Origin of the sequence: cf. Phormidesmis sp. LEGE 11477 (assembly GCF_015207105.1) — a bacterium.
In the GTDB taxonomy this organism is placed as follows: domain Bacteria; phylum Cyanobacteriota; class Cyanobacteriia; order Phormidesmidales; family Phormidesmidaceae; genus Phormidesmis.
This window is the reverse complement of sequence record NZ_JADEXO010000070.1, coordinates 1-17,941: the sequence shown is the minus strand read 5'-3', so window position 1 is coordinate 17,941 and position 17,941 is coordinate 1. Positions and strand designations below refer to the sequence as shown.

The following is a 17,941-nucleotide window of genomic DNA, read 5'->3' as shown; positions in this document are numbered from 1 at the left end:
CGGTTCCCCTTCTCCCCAGGGAGCAAGGGGTTAGGGGATGAGGGCTCGACAACTTTATGAAGCTTATCCCCTGATGCTTATCTGCTTATCCACTAGTGATCTTCTCCGGCATATATCCACATAGACTCTGTCTTACCGGCTCTTTCAAATCCGCACTTTTGATAGAACGCGGTTGTTTCATATTCAGCGACCAGCATCTGCATGTGCATCCCCTCGTAGTTTTTGGCTAGAAGCTCCATTATTTTCCCACCAATTCCTTGCTGCTGATAGTCTGGATGAACCAACAAATGAGGATAGTAAACGACCAAAAAGCCATCTGAAATCGCGTTGCCAATGCCGACTAGCTGCTCGCTATTCCAGGCCGAGATCAGACTGTGAGAGTTAAGTAGGGCTTGGCGTAGAGCGTCAGGTTTTTGTGCTGCGGACCAACCATTTAGCTCATAGATAGGCAGAATCTGTTCGATGGAGATATCTCTACGCTCAGAATATGTAATCATCTCTACTGTGAGTGTCCTGCTTTTGACTAATCATACGCTGCTAGACGAGAGGGTGCCGCTAGTGATAGATCCTACAACTTTGATTTCTTTTGGATTGGCAGTGGCTGTTTTGGTCGTGATGCCGGGGCCAGCCACGCTATATATTGTCACCCGCAGTCTAGACCAGGGTAAGCAGGCAGGACTGGCTTCGGTGCTGGGCATCTCTACGGGGGCGCTGGTTCATTTTTTTGCGGCTGGGCTAGGGCTATCCACTATCTTGATGACGTCCGTGATGGCTTTCTCGGTGGTGAAGTATATCGGCGCGCTGTATCTGATTTGTTTAGGGATTCAAAAGCTGCTGTCTGATGAAGTGCTATCGATTGAGCAGAGGGTAGCGCCGCGATCGCTCGCCAAGATCTTCTATCAAGGCGTGATTGTTAATGTATTGAATCCAAAGGCGGCTGTTTTCTTTTTGGCGTTTTTGCCTCAGTTTATCGATCCGGCGGCGGGGCCGATTTGGCAGCAGTTGATTCCACTGTGCGGTGTGTTTGTCTGTGTTGGTCTAGCAGGAGATAGCACCTACGCCCTAATCGCTGGAAAAACTCGGCAGTGGCTGAGCCGCAATGCTTCTTTTCTACGGCGGCAAAAGTATGTGGTTGGCAGCACCTATATTGCCTTGGGCGTGGCGGCGGCAACGGTATCGCCAGTTCGTAAGTAGGAGGGCACTTTGATGGGCCGTGGTAAGCAAGTCTCTCTTTTGAGACCTACATCCGTTTTGGCTGCTGCTTTGAGCGTTACGGTTTTAAGTGCAATGTTGAAGGGCTGTACCCACAGCGCTCAGACGATTGGGGATACGGATGATAGGCCCTTCGTCGCGGTCACGCAGCTAGTCGATCAGCCGACGCTGAACGCGGTACGTGAGGGAATAAGAGATGAACTGTTAGCGGCTGGCTATGAAGCGGGGCCGACCCTACGCTGGGAATGGCGAAGTGCGGGAGGCAGTCCGGCGACGGCTAGGCAGATCGCGAACAAGTATGCCGGGGCGAGCCCTGATGTGGTGGTGGCGATCGCCAACCCCAATGCTAGCTCGGCAGCAGCGGCCAGCCAAGATATCCCTATTGTCTTTTCGGCAGTGACTGACCCGGTGGCCGCAGATCTCGTTGACAGCATAGAGAGGCCCGGTGAAAACGTCAGTGGCGTCAGCGATCGCCTACCCGTTCCCCAGCAGATAGCGCTAATCAAAGAGATTATTCCAGAAGTAAGTTCACTAGGCATCATCTACGATGTGAATCAAAGCAGCACCCCCGGCTTGACCTCGCTAATTAATCAAAGTGCGATCGAACAAGATCTCGCGATTGAAGCTGTTACTGTTCTGTTGCCCGATGAAGCGGCAACCACCGCCGCGAGTCTAGTTGGCTCGGTAAACGCCATTTACCTGCCACCCGAGAGTACAGCCGTCTTATCAGAAGCGGTTGTGCAGGTAGGAAGAGACAACCAAGTGCCCGTATTTGCTGGGGAGGTAGATGCGGTGGAGGGCGGTGCGATCGCCACGCTCAGCTTCGACTACTACGACCTAGGCCGTCAGGCGGGCGAGATGGTCGTGAGTGTGCTAGAAGGCAGAAGACCTGGCGATCTGTCGGTCGAATTTGTTGAAGATCTGCGGCTGACCATCAACCCCGCCGCTGCTGAGGCGATGGGCGTTCAGCTTCCTATCGCTGTGGTTGCTCGCGCCGATAACACTATCGACTAGAGAAAACGAACAGAGAGAAACTATCGCCTTAGCAGACTGATGGCTGCTCCTTGTTCTGGAGTGATGATGATGCGATCGCCGACGGCGGAAATCGGGCTCCACAGTATGGGCTCTACATAGTGCAAAACGTGGAGCTGGTGGATGGCTTGCCGGATAGCGCCAGGACTGCCGAGCAAGATGTGGCGCAGCTCTTCTCTTTGGGTTTCCCGGAGAGTTTTCCGAGGGTTGCCGCCAATGGGCGAACAGGTTTGCTGCCTTAGCGGTGCTGCTGGCAGATCGGAGGCGGTATAAATTGTCATTCTTACGGTTTCTCCACTGAGTGTTTTTGGGGTTTGGAAGAAAGCGCAAAAATTTAGCCGCCCCAACTTGTCATAAGTCAGGGCGGCTATGGCATCATAGCCATAACCTTTTGACTGTGTACGCAGTTAAGGGGCCAGCCTGTGTTGCCTGTTGGAGCAGACAGCACGGGCGTTTGGCTAAATTTTTGAGCGGTTAGAGCCACTGCTGAGCACGGAAGCACAGACAATAGCTTTAAAGACTAGCGTATCAGTATTTCTACGGGTGTCAACTTCTTTTGACAGGAAATCTTGGCAATTGGGGTGAGGGTGGAGATAGAGAAGGCTCGCCAGTAGAAAGGCTAGATGTTTATGATTCTAGGCGAGCAATTGAATTCCATGTGCTTTTGCTTTCGCATTAAAATCTATACTGAGAGCCTGACAATAGCGCTTCAAAATTTCTACTTCCCTTGAATGAACTACACCATCAGCACTAGCGACCTGAAAACACCAATCAATGATTTCAGAAGCTTTGGTTGTCCCTAACTGTTTGATTTTCTCGATAGATTCAGAGCGATTCAATCGTTTGTCGACTTCAGTACCTTCGAGGAATAATGTAACAACTGAGCGCTCAGCTTCAACCAAAATGCCATCTGCGTAGGCAACGTTCATCATGAGTGAAAATGAAGCCTGATAATCGCGAGATGATAGTCCGTACTGAGCTGCATTTTGGCTTATAGAATCTTTTATGTCTTGAGGTGTAACAGGCTTGTCTTTAGAGCCATATTCTATCCAGTTATTAATGCCTTTCATAACGCAATCGTGAGCTTTAGTAGCTCTTTCACTAGGAGACATTTTCTGGAAGGCTGCATAAACCGCACCTGCGGCAATGACAAGCCCAGCTGCAATTCCCACAATAGGCAAGGGACCGCCTGGCATTCCTCCCAAGAAAAATGCTGTTACTGATGCCCATATACCAGGATTCATTAGTTGACCTAGACAGGCTGCTGCAAGTGCTAGCCCACCGCCACCATGCAAACCGCATAGCCCCTGTTTGAGAGTTTCTTTTGCTCTTGCTTTATTTGGATCTAATGCAGCGCAAGCAAACTTGAGTCCCGTATCAATTTGATGAGGAAGACTGTCTAATTCAAGGATCTTGTGACCTTCTGAACGAATAGCGTCAGCGATACGCACGATGTCTCTGTAAGAAACAGTGTTTTTCTGCCCTACTTGCTCATTATGTTCAATTGCCCTGTCCCACAATAAATTAAAGGTAGCTTTCAGTTTGTTAGCAGCTTCCTGTCGTTGTTGCTTCTTCATGGTGATGTCCTTAAGAAATAGTTGGTCAGCGTTAGCTATGGTCTTATGGAAAGCAACATGGCTTCTTCTAAAGGGGTACGGATACGTACACAGGGTTGAAGATGGTCTGTCATTTTTCTCATAACATCTGAGTCAACGTATTTGTTCGCAATGAACTGATCTATTTCATGAGCTAAGCCGGCTTTGACCGGAATTGCTTTGACATATTGATTCACGGACTCAGATGCATTTTTAGCGAGGCTGAATCCGGTCAGAGCAAAGGAAGTTGTAATCCCTAAAGGGACACTGATCGCCGACATCGAAGATAACAATGTTGAAGTTGAGATTCTTTGTCCAAGCAACTGAAGCTTTTCAGTATTTGTCTTTTGCTCGCGACTGAAAAGAACTTCTGTGAGCCCTAGAACTGCACCAAAGCTCGCCCCAACGGTCGCTGACTGTAAGATTTCAGCGACTGGTACACCACAGAAAAATGGCTGCGAATAGTATTGATGGGCGGTCACTGCACCACAGGCAATATCTGCTGCGCCACAACCAATCAATATGGGATTTTTAGTAGGTATACCTGCTGCTATCTTTAGCGCTCCTGCGCCAAAGGTGTTCGCTGCGTAGCCCACTCCCCATTGTGCTGTCCCACTCATTACTGAGATGACGTTTGACCCTGTATGAGCAACGGCAAAGATGCTAGCCCCCATATCTAAGACATTCATATGGATCCACGGAGCAACCTTGGTTGATGAGGTTCCTAGCAAAGTTGCCAAATTTCGCACACATTCTTCGGGCAGAATCGGTAAACCATTTCTAGTAACGATGTCAGTGCCTAGATGCTTGTAGAAATCAATCACACTCAGGTCAGGGCTCTGGACAGCCTTGATGCCATCTGTCAGAAAATGATGGTGTCTGATTCGATGCCACCCTACCGAAACGCCTTGTGGATAGAGATATTGATGTGGCCCAGTGCAGTCCATCCAATGGCCAGTCAAAGTTTTGCCCGCACTTTCAAAAATTGATTTTGAGACTGTTTCCGCAGCCTTGTGATCAAAAAGTCCGATGCTCGCTAGATGAGGTGCAGAAACGGCAGGTATTGCAACCCCAATGGTTGAAAAAACATTGTGACTAGAATCTACTAACAGAGCCAGTGGAATATTAATTGTCGCGCTGCCAAAGTTGGAGATTGCCTCCAAAAACATCGCCATAGCTGCCTGTTCACTAATTTGGTCAGTGAATAGACGAGATACTTACGCTAACTCGCCTATAAGCTTAATTTTCCCAAAAAACAAATTGGTCAACTGCGCCCAGTCAAAATCTTCCGGTAGATGCGAACCTGGCGAATCCTGCTAGCGTTCTGTCAAAAAGTCTGGGTCTAGCTGCTTCACTTCCGTACTGAACGCCTGCCCCAGAAACGCTCTGACCTCTGCATCTTTCGTCAGCCGTCGCAGCGGTTCAGCGAATTCGTGATTGGCCAGCGCCGACGTCAGGCCACAGGTTTCTAGCTCATCGCCAAACAGCACCAGAAAATCTTTCATCGACTGGGCGATCGCCCGCTGCAAAGCATCAGGTGCGTGAAGTGCGATCGCCTCCGACACACTCTGCTTCAAAAAATCCTGATAAAAATCCTCAGCCGCCGCCTTTGTCAGCGGCCCCAAAACGTCCTTTACCAGCACCCGAGCACCAGCACTAAGACTAGACAACGCAAGAAAATCTAGCATGACCAAAGACAGCAAGCCTACACAGCAAATATGCCATCAATCGACAAAAATTGCCGCGAGCGAAACCTAAAGACAAAGAACCGTCATGCCGCTATGCCCTCTCAACATCCTGATAAGATTGCTGTACTTTTTTTGAGCAAACATGCGCCGCGACTCCATCTTCTACAAATTCTTTCAGCAGTCGCCCATGCTGCTATTCGATCTAATCCCTAATCCACCCGCTAATGCCGACGCCTATCGCTTCGACTCCGTAGCCGTCAAAGAACCCCGCTTTGAAATAGACGGCGTTTTCTTGCTACCGGAAGACATTCCTGGCCCCGTCTACTTTTGCGAAGTGCAGATGCAAAAAGACGAGCGCCTTTACGAACGACTCTTTGCAGAAACAGCGCTATATTTCTATCGAAATCGTGACCGCTGTACTGATTGGCAAATCGTTGTTATCTATCCTTCTCGCAGCACCGAGCAAAGCGATCTGTACCCGCACCGAGTCGCCCTCAGCGGAGAACAAGTCCACCGAATCTATCTAAACGAACTAGGCGATATCCAGCAATTGCCGCTTTGGGTAGGGCTAATGGTACTGACCACCATAGAGGAAGCTACTGCTGTTGCCGACGCTCGCGATTTGATCAGCAGAGCCCAGGTAGAAACCACAGCCGCCGAAAGCCGTGTCATTATAGACATGGTAGCGACAATTATTTGGTACAAATTCGAGCAGCTCAGCCGAAGTGAGATTGAAGCGATGTTAGACATCCCCGTCAGAGAAACCAGACTCTATCAAGAAGGCATACGAGAAGGCATACAGCGAGGCGAAGCCAACCTCATTCTCCGACTGCTGCAAAAGCGACTAGGCGAATTCCCAGAAGCTGTAAGCACTCAGGTCAAAGAACTGTCGCTAGCTGACTTAGAAGAACTAAGCGATTCACTGATGGAATTTTCTGAGCTGATCGAGCTGCAAGACTGGCTACAAGAAAAGTCTAACCCTGAGCAGCCTTAGTTCAACCTAACAAACTCAGAAAGACTGAGTTTTTAATACCCTTGCTAGCCGCTCTCTCGCTAACGCTGCCTGCTATTTAGCCTCAGCTAACGCCGCTTCGGTGGGAATGCTGAAAACGATGAGCTAAGGCGGAGAGCGCGTGGCAAATGAGACAGGATAGTGAGCTAGCGCTGTGCTACGAACGGCTACAATTGAGGGCAGAGGCAACCTTAGAAGAAGTGGACGCGGCCTACTTTCGACTGCGATCGCAATGCATCCAAGCCAACGATCGAAAGAGCATTGCGGCTTTGAAAGCAGCCAGAGAAACCATTCGTGAACATTTGCAGGCGATCGCAATTGTCCGACCTACACCGACATCCACACTCGACCCTAATGATTCAGCCAATCCCCTAGAGCCGCTGATCACCGCCCTTTCTTCTCATGCGATCGCCGCTAGAGCCAGCACCAAAAACAGGACACTCAACCTCGCCATCACCCCACAGGAGCAGACATCGCCGTCCCAAGCTGTCGCATTAGTAAAACGGGTATTGAGAGAGTTCGTTGCAAATTCTGATGCGATCGCTGATATCGAAACGATCAGACTCTATCAACTCGATAAAAACAACAGAGTGCTGTGGCGAAAAACAATCTCGCCTCCGCAGCCGAGACCGCAAGCTCAAACAACGGCTGATGATCTAGATCTGTACTCTTTTCAAAATCGAGTCAGCAATGCAGTCATTTTTCCAGGACTGCTATTGATCGCGGCACTCTTAAATTCGGTGCAGATCACAAAGCATTTACTCTTCGGCGTAGATATCTGGATACATGAGTTTGGCCATGCGACTATCGCGTGGCTAGGAGGGCACCGGGCGACGCCACTACCTTTTGGCTGGACAAACGTTGGCGATGAAAAGTCTTTGTTTGTATATTTCGGCGTGTTGATTCTATTGGGATTGTTATTTTGGCGCGGGATCAAGGAAGAGAGCCGATGGTCGATGGGACTGGCGGTGGGATTGGGGCTCGCCCAATTTTGCATGACATGGCTGATCTCAGAAGACACCTTCGATATGCTGCTATCGTTTGGCGGCATCGGCGGCGAGTTCTACCTATCGACGCTGTTAATTGTGAGCTTTTACTTTCCACTACCTGAATACTGGCGGTGGGACTTTTTTCGCTATCCGGCAGCGCTATTCGCCGGATTCACACTGATAGGCGCTCTGTGGCAGTGGCGACAGATTGACAGAGGCTTAGTTGCCATTCCCTGGGGTAGCCTATTTGGCGGATCAGAGCATATTGGCGGCGATATGAACCAACTAAGCATCGTTTATGGCTGGAGCGATCAGCGAATTATCGATACCTACAACAGCATTGGCGGCTTCTGCCTAGCCGCGATCGTGAGTGTGTATCTGTTCTTTTTTATCAAGCAGCAGAGTCACCTATGGCTTCATAGACTTTGGAGAAGCCGGCGCTAGAAGATCTTGCCCTGAACGGCGAACAGGTTCAACGAGTTTATCTAGACGAGCTAGGTGATATTCGACAGCTACCGCTTTGGGTGGGGCTGATGGTACTAACGACCGTAGACGAAAGTGCTGCGGTCACCGACGCTCGCAATCTGATCAGCAGAGCCCAAACAGAAGCCACAGCCGAAGAAAGCCGTGTCATTATAGACATGGTAGCCACAATTATTTGGTACAAATTTGAGCAGCTAAGCCGAAGTGAGATTGGAACAATGCTAGATATTCCCGTTAAAGAAACCAGACTTTACCAGGAGGGTCGTCAAGAGGGCCGTCAAGAGGGTGAAGCCAACCTCATCCTACGACTTTTGAAAAATCAGATAGGTGAACTGCCAGAGGCTATCAGCACTCGGATCAGGGAACTACCAATAGAAGATATAGAGTGTCTAGGCGACTCACTGTCAGATCTTTCAACGCTGACCAAGCTACAAGAATGGCTACAATTACCTGATACAGACCCGAGCAGTTGAGCCAAATTGAGATAGAAGCCATGCTGGACATTTCTGTTAAAGAAACAAGGCTCTATCAAGAAGGTTACTGGGATGGTTACAAAGAAGGCTATCGAGAAGGACTTCAAGAGGGAAAAGCTAACGTCATTCTACGAGTTTCGCAAAAGCTGTTAGGTGAACTCCCTGAAACCGTTAGCGCCCAAATCAGGGAACTAACGATAGAGGAGCTAGATGCTCTATGCGACTTGCTACCAGATTTTTCAACGCTGACTGAACTGCAAGACTGGTTGTAAAAAGCAGGCCGTTCTAATATAGGCTTCAGTCAATTGGCTCGGTTCAGAAGCAATGAGCTTCTACAGCATAGCTAGCCGCTCTCTCACCAGTGTCGCTTGCTTTTCGGCTTCAGCCAGTGCGTCTCTGGCCCCCTGCACTACCTCTGCTGGTGCCTGATTGACGAATCCCTGATTGCCCAAACGACCGTTCAGAGACTTCATCTCACCTTCTGCCTTCGCTAGATCTTTCTCTAGCTTTGCCCGCAGCGCATCGACATCGACAACGCCCGTCAGCGGGATCAGCACCTGCACGGTGCCCGTTACGCCAGCAAACATCTTTCGCTGATCGCCTGACTCTGGCATCGGTTGCGAAGTGGCTCGAACTAGGTCGGCTGGGGATACACCTTCTGGGGCAGGTGTTACTTCTATCGTCTCTACGGCTGTCGTCTCTTCTTGTGCAGCAGATTCTTCTTCGATGTAGGGCTCTGCTGGTTGGCTGATAGATTGAGCGGCAGGTTCTGGTTCTGCTGAGGTGCGATCGCCCGCAATCCTGCTCCAGATCTCTTTCAATTCAGCGAATGTGCGATCGCGCGCTTCTGCCTTAAACAGTCGCCTCACACCCAATCGACCCACGTAGAACAGTCCCACTAATTGGAACAATCCTCTGAGACCAGGCACCTCATCAATAGAATCGAGCATCGAATCGAGTACGCGGTAGGTTATCACCGTGCCTAGAATTATCGCTAGAGACAGCGCTGGTTTTTTATAATCGCTAAAAAACAGTTGAAAGTACTTAACAGGCTCGTCTAGAAACTGTAAGACCGCATCCAATGCTTTTTCCCAAGCGGAGACATCCGACGGGTCGCGATAGGTTTTTGAAAGTCGCTCAAGTGTAGAATTAACGGTTCCAGGCGCTGCCGTTTCAACGATTTCTGCGGCTCTAGAAACAGTCAGCGTCTCTGCGACTATCTCCGACTCTGGAGCCAAATCCGTGTTTTGAATGGCTAACGTTTCTACTCTCGCCATCGCCTGGATATAAGCCTGCGTAGACTCTAGTACTGCTAGCTCATCGGGGCTATCGGTCTTGAGAATAGCTTCAATCTTTGCAGAAGGCTTTACCCCTGCTTCTGCTCGCAAGTTGCGAATTGTTCTGATTACATCAAACAACAATTCAAACTGCTGTTCTAACTCACTGTTGATCTTTTCGGATTCTGGCTCAGGGTAGCGCTGTAAGGCCAGGCAGTCTTCTTCGCCTACCCCCGTGAGCGTATGCCACAGCTCCTCTGTAATATGGGGCATGAAAGGATGCAACAGTTTGAGAATGCCTTCTAAAACGTAGGCCAAAGTCTGTTGCGCGGTTCTCTTAGTTTCACCTTCGCCATACAGACGCGGTTTGACAAGCTCGATATACCAGTCGCAAAAGTCGCCTCGGGTAAATTCATACAGATCCTTAGCAGCTTCGCCCATGCCGTATTTGTCTAGATGGGTGCGCGATCGCCCTGCCGCCTGATGAAACTTTGATATGATCCACTGATCTGTGAGTTCCAAAGGCCCGGCACTACCCGGCATCCCTAGCGCAGAGGGCGACTGCCCATCTAAGTTCATCATCACAAAGCGAGAGGCATTCCAAAGCTTGTTGGTGAAATTACGAGAGGCTTCTACTGCTGAAGATTCATCGGTTTGTCGGTCGTAGTCTAGGCGAATATCCTGGCCTGCGCCCGCTACCTCGCGCACCAACGTATAGCGCAGGGCATCGGTTCCATACTTGCCGATCAGCACTAGCGGATCGATGCCGTTGCCCTTCGATTTCGACATCTTTTGGTTGTTTTCATCGCGAACCAAACCGTGAATGTAGACGGTTTCAAATGGCATCTTGCCAGTAAAGTGACCCGCCATCAGCGTCATCCTAGCCACCCAGAAAAAGATAATGTCAAATCCAGTAACCAGAGTCTGAGTCGGATAGTAAAACTGATAGTCAGGCGCGTCTGTATTTGGCCAGCCTAGGGTAGACATCGGCCACAAACCCGAAGAAAACCAGGTATCGAGTACGTCTGGATCTTGTTTGAGCTGAATGTCGTCGCCGTACTTAGCTTTTGCCTTTTCCCAGGCTTCTCCTTCATTTTTAGCGACAACAAACGGTGTGTCATCACAAATTTCGCCATCTGTTGCGGTGACGACATACCAAGCAGGAATCTGATGTCCCCACCACAGCTGACGAGAGATACACCAATCGTTCAGATTCACTAACCAGTCGCGGTAGACTTTGGTCCAGCGTTCGGGCACAAACTGCGGATCGCTTTTCTGATCGAGGGCGGTCAGTGCTTGCTGAGCCAGCGGTTCGATTTTGACAAACCACTGAGTAGAGATCAACGGTTCGACCGGGACTTTGCCGCGATCGCTATAAGGAACAGAATGGCGATAGTCTTCAATCTCCCCCATCCGGCCTTCTGCAGTGAGCTTCTCGATCACCATATCGCGGGCTACGAAGCGATCAACTCCAACAAAGTCTGTGCCCGCATTCTCATTGAGCGTGCCGTCTTTGTTCAAAATGTTGATAACTGGCAGGTCGTGACGCTTACCCATCTTAAAGTCATTCGGATCGTGGGCGGGTGTCACCTTCACACAGCCTGTACCAAACTCTGAATCAACAAACTCATCGCCAATAATAGGAATCTCTCGATCGGCAATCGGTAGCCACAGCTTCTTGCCAATCAGATGCCGATAGCGTTCATCATTAGGATTCACCGCGACTGCCGTATCCCCCAGCATAGTTTCAGGGCGAGTCGTGGCAACTTCTAGCTCACCTTCTTCGCCGACTAGCGGATAGCGGAAGTGCCATAGCTTGCCATCGACTTCCTTATTTTCTACTTCTAGATCAGAGACTGCCGATTGACTGGCTGGGCACCAGTTCACCATATAGCTGCCGCGATAGATCAGCCCCTCTTCATAAAGCTGATTAAACGCCGTCAGTACCGCTGTAGAAAGCCCTTCATCCATCGTGAAGCGCTCACGAGACCAGTCCGCCGAGATGCCTAGTTTGAGTAACTGTCCGACAATCGTCCCACCCGACTCGCGCTTCCATTCCCAAGCCCGTTCTAGAAACCGCTCTCGCCCAACCGACTCGCGGGTTTGGCCTTCATCAGCAAACTGCTGCTCTAGAATCGTTTGAACGGCGATGCTGGCGTGATCAGTCCCTGGCAAATACAGCGTATTTTTTCCCTTCATCCGCTGATAGCGAACGACGGTATCGATCAGCGCCTGCTCAAAAGCGTGGCCTATATGCAGACTGCCCGTGACGTTTGGCGGCGGAATCATCACACAAAACGGCTCACCACCTTTGCTAGGGTCGGCTTTAAAGACCTCTTTTTGCTGCCAGTAGTCTTGCCACTTGGTTTCAGTGGTCGTGGGATCGTACTGGCTGGCGAGGGCAGGGGTGGTGGCAGTCATTGCAAAGGGATAAGCAAGGGTTGATCAGCTAAATGGTAGCAGTGATTTGAACGCTCATACATCTGGCGACCTGATCCACTGAGCTAGTAATAGCAAAAAGCACCCAAACGCAGGTGGTCGGGTGCCTATCTATCAAAGTTGTAAAGGTAAGGCTATCAGAGGGCCAGTTGATAGCAAATTGGCTCAACAGTGAATTGATCTAGTCGCGAATCAATCTCAGTCGTAAGAGCTGGAAGTCAATTCAGTCTGACAAAAGTTATTCGCCTGTCTCAGGCACTATTTCACTGTCCTGCTGTTCTACGCTGTTTTGCTGCTCCATAATAATGGCCCGCTGACGTTCGCGTAAGGACTCAGCTTCGCGGTTGATCCGGCGGCTTTGGCTGCGGTGGAAGCCTTCGTCGGTAACGCCAGCGCCAGAGAGCGTCGCGGAGCGATGAAAGATATCCCAGATGTCAACGTTGGAGCCTAAAAAGCCACTATCACTATCTGCTGACTTGAAGTCTTCAGCCGTATTGGCAATGCCAGAATCCTGCGCGATCGCACCCAGCCCACCAACGCTCATACCCAGCCCCAGCATCACGCTCAAGCCCGCTAGTCCAACCAAAGCCTTTTGCATCTACTCACTTCTCCAAAGGTTTTTTAAAAGAGCTGCCAACAGTCTATCAACTGTAGCTATTCTTGCCAGAAAACTTGTGCCGATCCCGTTTTTGGCCCGTTTTTAGATAGCCGCTAGCTGATTCGACGGCTAATCAAAGGACGAATCGTCGCCAGAGCCACCACGCTAAATGTCAACAATAGTCCAACTGCCAGTCCCAGGCTAATATCGCCAAACGGAGCCTGCATTACCGTACTACCAAAGTCCCAGTCTGAGTGTAAATAGATATAGCGAATGGGCTCAATCGCATAGCTCAGCGGATTCAGGCTGGCCACGACCTGTAGCCAAGACGGCATGAATGACAAAGGCACCAAAGCAGTACTGGCAAACAGCAGCGGCAGATTAGTAATAAAAATCACCGCTAGCAGCTCAATATGCCCCGGTAGTGCAAAGGCTAGTCCTAAGCTCAGCGCCGTCACGCCAAACACCAGCAGCAGGACGATAAAGGTCATCAGTAGCAGCCCTGCTGGGCCAGGCAATCCAGCGCCTAGTACCGCGCTCAGCCCGACAATTGCCGTTGTCTGAATCAGACTCATCGTGGCAATAAACAGCGCCGAAGCCACCACAATCGAAAACCGTGAAGCCAAGGGCGCTACCAGCAAACGATTGAGAAAGCCAAATTCGCGATCAAACATCACGGGCAAACCCGCGTTGAGCGCTCCCGCAAAAGCGGTGAAAACGATAATACCCGCGCCGAGAAATTGACCGTAGTTGCGGCTTTCGCCAAATAGGTCACTCGGCACGTTTTGAAAAAGCGCTCCAAATAAAATTAGCCACATCAAAGGCTGGATGACGCCAGCAACTAGCGTAGTCGGTCGCCTCTGAAGCTGGATGAACAGGCGACGGGTGAGCGCGCCCGTTTCTTGAATAAATTCTTTGGTGCCCGGTGATTGAAGCTGAGCAACAGCATTGTTAGCGATAGGAGTAGAGGCAATAGATTGACTCATAGATCAACTCATTATATTTCTTGCAGATTTGGTCAATAGATATTCTGACTTGAATTTTCTAGGCTTATATCTAGGCTAGCGCAACTCTAGCTGGCTTATTTCATGCTCGCCTTTCGCTCTTTTTTTAGATCTCGCTTGCCGACTGCCGCCATCTCCGCGTCCATCAGAGTTCGACCGGTTGCCGCTAGATAGACATCATCTAAACTAGGCTGAGACTGAGCAATACCAAAGATCGGTAAGTCCGCTTCTTTGAGCGCGGCCTGTACTGTAGGTAAAGCCTCTCCCCCCTTATCCACTACCAGATTTAGAGAATTGCCCTGAGCGCTGTTGATAATCACATCTTGCACAACCGGCAAATCAGCGAGCAGAGAGCGGGCATGTTCGGCTTCATCGTCACCGGTAAATTCTCTGATGCGTAGGGTGATGCGATCGCCCCCCACTTCAGCTTTTAACGCCGCAGGTGTCCCAGTCGAAATCACCTTGCCTCGGTCAATAATCGCCACTCGCCCAGCTAGCGCGTCCACTTCTTCTAGATAGTGGCTAGTCAGCAGAATTGTCGTTCCCTGCTCGCGCAACTGCCGCAAAAATCGCCATACCGCCGAGCGACTTTCAATATCTAAGCCCACCGTCGGCTCATCTAGTATCAGCACGGCGGGCTGGTGTAACAGTCCTGCCGCTAGATCTAGGCGTTTTAATTGACCGCCAGAATAGCTGCCTGTTCGTCTATCGGCAATGTCGGTAATTTCTAGTAGCGTCAGCATCTGATCGATCCGCTCTCTTGCCTGCGTCTTTGGCAAGTGATAGATCGCAGCCTGCAATTCCAGTAGCTCTCGGCCTGTTAGAACTTTATCTGGAGCAACTTCTTGAGCAATGTAGCCTAGTAGCTGCCGAGCCGTTCGAGGATTGTTCGATACCGAAACGCCCATCAGCTCCAGTTTGCCAGCATCTGGCGTAGTTAGCGTGCATAAGCAGCGAATGGTGGTTGTTTTCCCTGCGCCATTAGGGCCTAGCAGTCCAAAGATCTCACCAGGCTCTATAGCAAAGGAAACATCCTTTACAGCTTCTACGCTGCCATAGGATTTTTTAAGGTTTTCGACAAGAACAGCAGGGGGCATGGGAGCGATGAAGAGTAGCGAATGACTATAGATTAGCCAATTATGGGAATCGAGTGATAGATGCCCTGCAATCCGCTTACTAAGCTGCTGATACCAAAACGGGTAAGTGGCAGCGAGTCGATTACCATGACTACCGCAAGCAGCATCATGTAGAAAATAGAGTATTTGAAAGTGTCTCTAGCCAGGTCACGATCATTGAACTGATTGCGTAGCTGCCAAGCTTTTTTTAGGAAAAGGGCACCTAGTGCTGTGGCACCCAACCCATAGATTGCGCCACAGGCACCTAATGGATACACCATGAGCAGCGTCAGTGGAACCAATCCAACTGTGTAGCGCCAGATTTGCTTGGCTGTCTCCTCATTACCAACGACAACTGGCAGCATTGGCACATTCACCTTGGCATAGTCGTCTTTGATCAGCATCGCCAGTGCCCAAAAGTGAGGCGGCGTCCAGACAAACACAATGGCAAAGAACACCCAGGCCGCTAAACTCAGCTCGCCTGTGACTGCTGCCCAGCCTACTAGCGGTGGAATCGCGCCAGCTGCACCCCCAATCACAATATTCTGCGGTGAAGACCGCTTTAGCCAAAAGGTGTAAACGCCTACATAGACCAAGATCCCCAACATTGCCAGACTAGCGCTGAGCAGGTTAGCAAAAGTCACCAATAGCGAGAAAGACAGCACTGCCATCACTATCGCGAACAGCAGAGCGTCTCTAGGCTGAATTCGACCGGATGGGATCGGGCGATGGCGAGTCCGCTCCATATCGTAGTCAATATCGCGATCATAGATACAGTTGATCGTTTGAGCTGACGCCGCCGCCAGCGTGCCACTAAGCAGCGTGATCAACAGCAAAACTGGACCGACTCGGCCTTCTCCGGCAACCCACATCCCCGCTGCTGTTTCGATCAGCAACAGTGGAATGATGCGCGGCTTAGTCAGCTGCCAATAGCTTTGAATGACCTGCCGGGGGCCGTCATGGCGTCGCGCGGTCCAAATCGAGGTTTGCATAGTTTAAGGAAAGTCCTATTGCAATTAAGTTCAAGAAAGAATGTGAAAGGCTGCTTGAGCGCAAGACTCAGTACAAGAGTTTGGCGCAGGCGATTGAGTCAGGTTTGAGGCAGCTCTAAAAGAGGCTAAAGAGTTACTGCTACAAAGCTGCTGAAGAAGTGGGAGAAGTCATTTGCTGATCAGGTGCAGGTACCTCTAGCGGAGCCCGGTAGTTGTGTGGAGCTCGATAGTCGCGTAGAGACAGTACTGAAAACCCGACTAACGTACCTAGCAGAGCTGCGCCGATAGTCTGATGACAAACCGTTAGCGGCTCTACCTGTAGCTGCAGCTTAAGTGTGGCGATCCCGAGCAAAATTTGTAGAACAACTAACCCGCCCGCAGCGTTTGCCAGTATCCGCAAATGGCTGTTGAGCGCAGGTGTCCGCCAGACGCTGATTACTAGCAGCAGTACTGCCAACGTCGGTGGGAGCACGCCAGCAATGTGCGCGTTCATCATGTTGCACAGCTCGGAGAGACCAAAACACTGATGGGCGGCCCATCTAGAGGCTACTAGGCCACCGATTATGCTCTGACCATAGACCAGCCCAGCGGCGGATAGCCCTAGCCAGGGCAGCTTGCCAGTATTACCAGTGGGGCGATAAGGCAGCAGGAATAGAGCGATCACAAGCAAGCTACAAAAGAACAGTAGCGCCGTTCCTAGATGGGCTGTGACGATGTCGAATCGCAGCAGCTCAATCACGGTCAGACCGCCTAAAATACCTTGCACCACAATCAAGAACAAAGCGCCCACCGCCGCCCAAGGTAGCCAAGTAGGCAGCGATCGCCGATACCACGCACACAGACCCACTAGTCCAATCGCCATTAAGCCGATCAAAGAAGCATCCACACGATGAAACCACTCTAGAAACACCCTGAGGTTCATCTGAGCGGTCGGGACTAGCTGGCCGTAGCACAAAGGCCAGTCGGGGCAGGCAAGACCAGCATTCATCACCCTAGTGGCGCTGCCCACGGCCATCAGTGCTAACGTCGCCAAAGCCATCTTCCAAACCCAGCGCCGAATAAAGGTTATTTCTGCCGAATCTAGGCAATAGCTATCTACGGTATTCACTGAAGTGTTCGCTGAAGGGACGGCTTTCAGAAAATTGAAGTTGAACGAGCTAGAGTTAGCCATGTAGAGAGGTCTAAAGAGGTAATTGACTAAAAAAGAGTCTTCGTTTGAGTGTCAGCCCAGAGCACTCTAGATAAATTCTAGTAGTCTCATCAGAAGCCAAACCTGTTTAGCTTCGTTCTTAAGGTTTGTTTCGTATTTCTGCTGTGCTGCTTTTTGTTATTACTCTCAGCCGAATCTTGTCGGCAAGATTTCGGCAGGAGTTTTTGGCAAGACTTCAATGCTGCTGAGTGAAAATATAGCGCAACGAACTAAATATTCTCTGAACGTAGACATTTTCCTTTAGATACGTCTTTAAACGCTTAATCTTGCTTAATATTGTTATTTATTGTGTCTGTTTCCAAGTCAATCGAGCGATCGCTCGATGGCTGCAAATGCTATCAGAGTGCTGTTCTCGCTAGTATTTGCAGCGAGCCCAGATGAGTGTATTAGCTTATACAGCCACTGTGTAAACGTAAACCATAAGTTAGCCTCGATCCCATTAGAAACAGCACCCGGAATAGCATCTGGCTTACGTCTCTCTCACCTATTTTTCTACTTCAAAGCAAAAATGAGTGGAAATGCTGGACAGACAGCTCTAAGGTTCTTTATGGGCTCGCCAAAAAGAGCTGATTATGGAGAAAAGATTAAAGCGCAAAACAATCGTTTAACAAAGCACTCATACCGATAGAAATAGCGCTACCTTGTGTGAGGCAACAAAACTCGACCAGCCTGCGCTCTCGATTGCCAGCTCAACTCACCCCCCCCTTCGTTAGCCGGACTCGTTTAGGTCCGTGAATCACCACTGTGAATATTCCAAGTCCTATTTTGACCCTGTTAGTGGGTATTTTCGTCACCATTGCTAGCCTTTGGTATGGCCAGAAT

General features: G+C 50.1%; 17 protein-coding genes. 6 read left to right on the top strand and 11 right to left on the bottom strand.

Annotation, left to right across the window (positions count from 1 at the left end):
* Positions 1-92: 92 nt before the first annotated feature.
* On the bottom strand, positions 93-497 hold the full coding sequence (locus IQ256_RS18240; RefSeq protein WP_193856985.1) for a GNAT family N-acetyltransferase: 405 nt from the start codon (positions 495-497) through the stop codon (positions 93-95).
* 7 nt (positions 498-504) lie between these two features.
* Here IQ256_RS18240 and IQ256_RS18235 point away from each other — a divergent pair, with 7 nt between their 5' ends.
* Positions 505-1,194: a LysE family translocator gene (locus tag IQ256_RS18235; protein ID WP_370623482.1), complete on the top strand. Its 690-nt coding sequence runs from the start codon at positions 505-507 to the stop codon at positions 1,192-1,194.
* Positions 1,195-1,206: 12 nt separating this feature from the next.
* Complete coding sequence (locus tag IQ256_RS18230; RefSeq protein WP_193856984.1) at positions 1,207-2,226, top strand: ABC transporter substrate-binding protein; 1,020 nt, start codon at positions 1,207-1,209, stop codon at positions 2,224-2,226.
* Between the two features lie 20 nt (positions 2,227-2,246).
* On the opposite strand, the gene IQ256_RS18225 is transcribed toward IQ256_RS18230, so the two are convergent.
* The 4 genes from IQ256_RS18225 to IQ256_RS18210 form a co-directional block, all read right to left on the bottom strand.
* Positions 2,247-2,525, bottom strand: a complete 279-nt coding sequence (locus tag IQ256_RS18225) for a hypothetical protein (RefSeq protein WP_228025039.1) — start codon at positions 2,523-2,525, stop codon at positions 2,247-2,249.
* Between the two features lie 354 nt (positions 2,526-2,879).
* Positions 2,880-3,821: a TerB family tellurite resistance protein gene (locus IQ256_RS18220; protein WP_193856983.1), complete on the bottom strand. Its 942-nt coding sequence runs from the start codon at positions 3,819-3,821 to the stop codon at positions 2,880-2,882.
* A 35-nt stretch (positions 3,822-3,856) separates the two neighbouring features.
* Positions 3,857-5,014, bottom strand: a complete 1,158-nt coding sequence (locus IQ256_RS18215) for a hypothetical protein (protein ID WP_193856982.1) — start codon at positions 5,012-5,014, stop codon at positions 3,857-3,859.
* Positions 5,015-5,155: 141 nt separating this feature from the next.
* Positions 5,156-5,527 carry a hypothetical protein gene (locus IQ256_RS18210; protein WP_193856981.1) on the bottom strand — a complete coding sequence of 124 codons (372 nt, stop codon included), beginning with the start codon at positions 5,525-5,527 and terminating at the stop codon, positions 5,156-5,158.
* 142 nt (positions 5,528-5,669) lie between these two features.
* On the opposite strand from IQ256_RS18210, the gene IQ256_RS18205 reads away from it, so the two are divergent.
* From IQ256_RS18205 to IQ256_RS18190, 4 genes are all read left to right on the top strand, one after another.
* On the top strand, positions 5,670-6,521 hold the full coding sequence (locus IQ256_RS18205) for an Rpn family recombination-promoting nuclease/putative transposase (protein ID WP_193856980.1): 852 nt from the start codon (positions 5,670-5,672) through the stop codon (positions 6,519-6,521).
* A gap of 146 nt (positions 6,522-6,667) precedes the next feature.
* Positions 6,668-7,972: a hypothetical protein gene (locus tag IQ256_RS18200; RefSeq protein ID WP_193856979.1), complete on the top strand. Its 1,305-nt coding sequence runs from the start codon at positions 6,668-6,670 to the stop codon at positions 7,970-7,972.
* Positions 7,954-8,484 carry a DUF2887 domain-containing protein gene (locus tag IQ256_RS18195; protein WP_193856978.1) on the top strand — a complete coding sequence of 177 codons (531 nt, stop codon included), beginning with the start codon at positions 7,954-7,956 and terminating at the stop codon, positions 8,482-8,484. The genes IQ256_RS18200 and IQ256_RS18195 overlap by 19 nt, the downstream gene beginning before the upstream one ends.
* 20 nt (positions 8,485-8,504) lie before the next feature.
* On the top strand, positions 8,505-8,756 hold the full coding sequence (locus IQ256_RS18190) for a DUF4351 domain-containing protein (RefSeq protein ID WP_193856977.1): 252 nt from the start codon (positions 8,505-8,507) through the stop codon (positions 8,754-8,756).
* 60 nt (positions 8,757-8,816) lie between these two features.
* On the opposite strand, the gene IQ256_RS18185 is transcribed toward IQ256_RS18190, so the two are convergent.
* The 6 genes from IQ256_RS18185 to IQ256_RS18160 form a co-directional block, all read right to left on the bottom strand.
* Positions 8,817-12,182, bottom strand: a complete 3,366-nt coding sequence (locus IQ256_RS18185) for a valine--tRNA ligase (RefSeq protein ID WP_193856976.1) — start codon at positions 12,180-12,182, stop codon at positions 8,817-8,819.
* 256 nt (positions 12,183-12,438) lie between these two features.
* Entirely contained in the window at positions 12,439-12,798 is a 360-nt protein-coding gene (locus IQ256_RS18180; protein WP_193856975.1) for a hypothetical protein, read from the bottom strand.
* Between the two features lie 113 nt (positions 12,799-12,911).
* On the bottom strand, positions 12,912-13,784 hold the full coding sequence (locus tag IQ256_RS18175; protein WP_193856974.1) for an ABC transporter permease: 873 nt from the start codon (positions 13,782-13,784) through the stop codon (positions 12,912-12,914).
* 95 nt (positions 13,785-13,879) lie between these two features.
* Positions 13,880-14,899 (bottom strand): ABC transporter ATP-binding protein, encoded by a 1,020-nt coding sequence (locus tag IQ256_RS18170; protein ID WP_193856973.1) that lies wholly within the window; start codon positions 14,897-14,899, stop codon positions 13,880-13,882.
* A 32-nt stretch (positions 14,900-14,931) separates the two neighbouring features.
* Positions 14,932-15,909 carry a heme o synthase gene (locus tag IQ256_RS18165; RefSeq protein WP_193856972.1) on the bottom strand — a complete coding sequence of 326 codons (978 nt, stop codon included), beginning with the start codon at positions 15,907-15,909 and terminating at the stop codon, positions 14,932-14,934.
* 139 nt (positions 15,910-16,048) lie between these two features.
* Entirely contained in the window at positions 16,049-17,080 is a 1,032-nt protein-coding gene (locus IQ256_RS18160) for a heme A synthase (protein ID WP_193856971.1), read from the bottom strand.
* Positions 17,081-17,941: the final 861 nt, after the last annotated feature.

Bases quoted from the DNA above. Each gene is read 5' to 3' on its own strand.
- IQ256_RS18170 (WP_193856973.1), bottom strand. From the start codon at position 14,899: ATGCCCCCTGCTGTTCTTGTCGAAAACCTTAAAAAATCCTATGGCAGC.
- IQ256_RS18190 (WP_193856977.1), top strand. From the start codon at position 8,505: ATGCTGGACATTTCTGTTAAAGAAACAAGGCTCTATCAAGAAGGTTAC.
- IQ256_RS18215 (WP_193856982.1), bottom strand. From the start codon at position 5,014: ATGGCGATGTTTTTGGAGGCAATCTCCAACTTTGGCAGCGCGACAATT.
- IQ256_RS18175 (WP_193856974.1), bottom strand. From the start codon at position 13,784: ATGAGTCAATCTATTGCCTCTACTCCTATCGCTAACAATGCTGTTGCT.
- IQ256_RS18220 (WP_193856983.1), bottom strand. From the start codon at position 3,821: ATGAAGAAGCAACAACGACAGGAAGCTGCTAACAAACTGAAAGCTACC.
- IQ256_RS18240 (WP_193856985.1), bottom strand. From the start codon at position 497: ATGATTACATATTCTGAGCGTAGAGATATCTCCATCGAACAGATTCTG.
- IQ256_RS18230 (WP_193856984.1), top strand. From the start codon at position 1,207: ATGGGCCGTGGTAAGCAAGTCTCTCTTTTGAGACCTACATCCGTTTTG.
- IQ256_RS18180 (WP_193856975.1), bottom strand. From the start codon at position 12,798: ATGCAAAAGGCTTTGGTTGGACTAGCGGGCTTGAGCGTGATGCTGGGG.
- IQ256_RS18165 (WP_193856972.1), bottom strand. From the start codon at position 15,909: ATGCAAACCTCGATTTGGACCGCGCGACGCCATGACGGCCCCCGGCAG.
- IQ256_RS18205 (WP_193856980.1), top strand. From the start codon at position 5,670: ATGCGCCGCGACTCCATCTTCTACAAATTCTTTCAGCAGTCGCCCATG.
- IQ256_RS18160 (WP_193856971.1), bottom strand. From the start codon at position 17,080: ATGGCTAACTCTAGCTCGTTCAACTTCAATTTTCTGAAAGCCGTCCCT.
- IQ256_RS18200 (WP_193856979.1), top strand. From the start codon at position 6,668: ATGAGACAGGATAGTGAGCTAGCGCTGTGCTACGAACGGCTACAATTG.
- IQ256_RS18210 (WP_193856981.1), bottom strand. From the start codon at position 5,527: ATGCTAGATTTTCTTGCGTTGTCTAGTCTTAGTGCTGGTGCTCGGGTG.
- IQ256_RS18185 (WP_193856976.1), bottom strand. From the start codon at position 12,182: ATGACTGCCACCACCCCTGCCCTCGCCAGCCAGTACGATCCCACGACC.
- IQ256_RS18225 (WP_228025039.1), bottom strand. From the start codon at position 2,525: ATGACAATTTATACCGCCTCCGATCTGCCAGCAGCACCGCTAAGGCAG.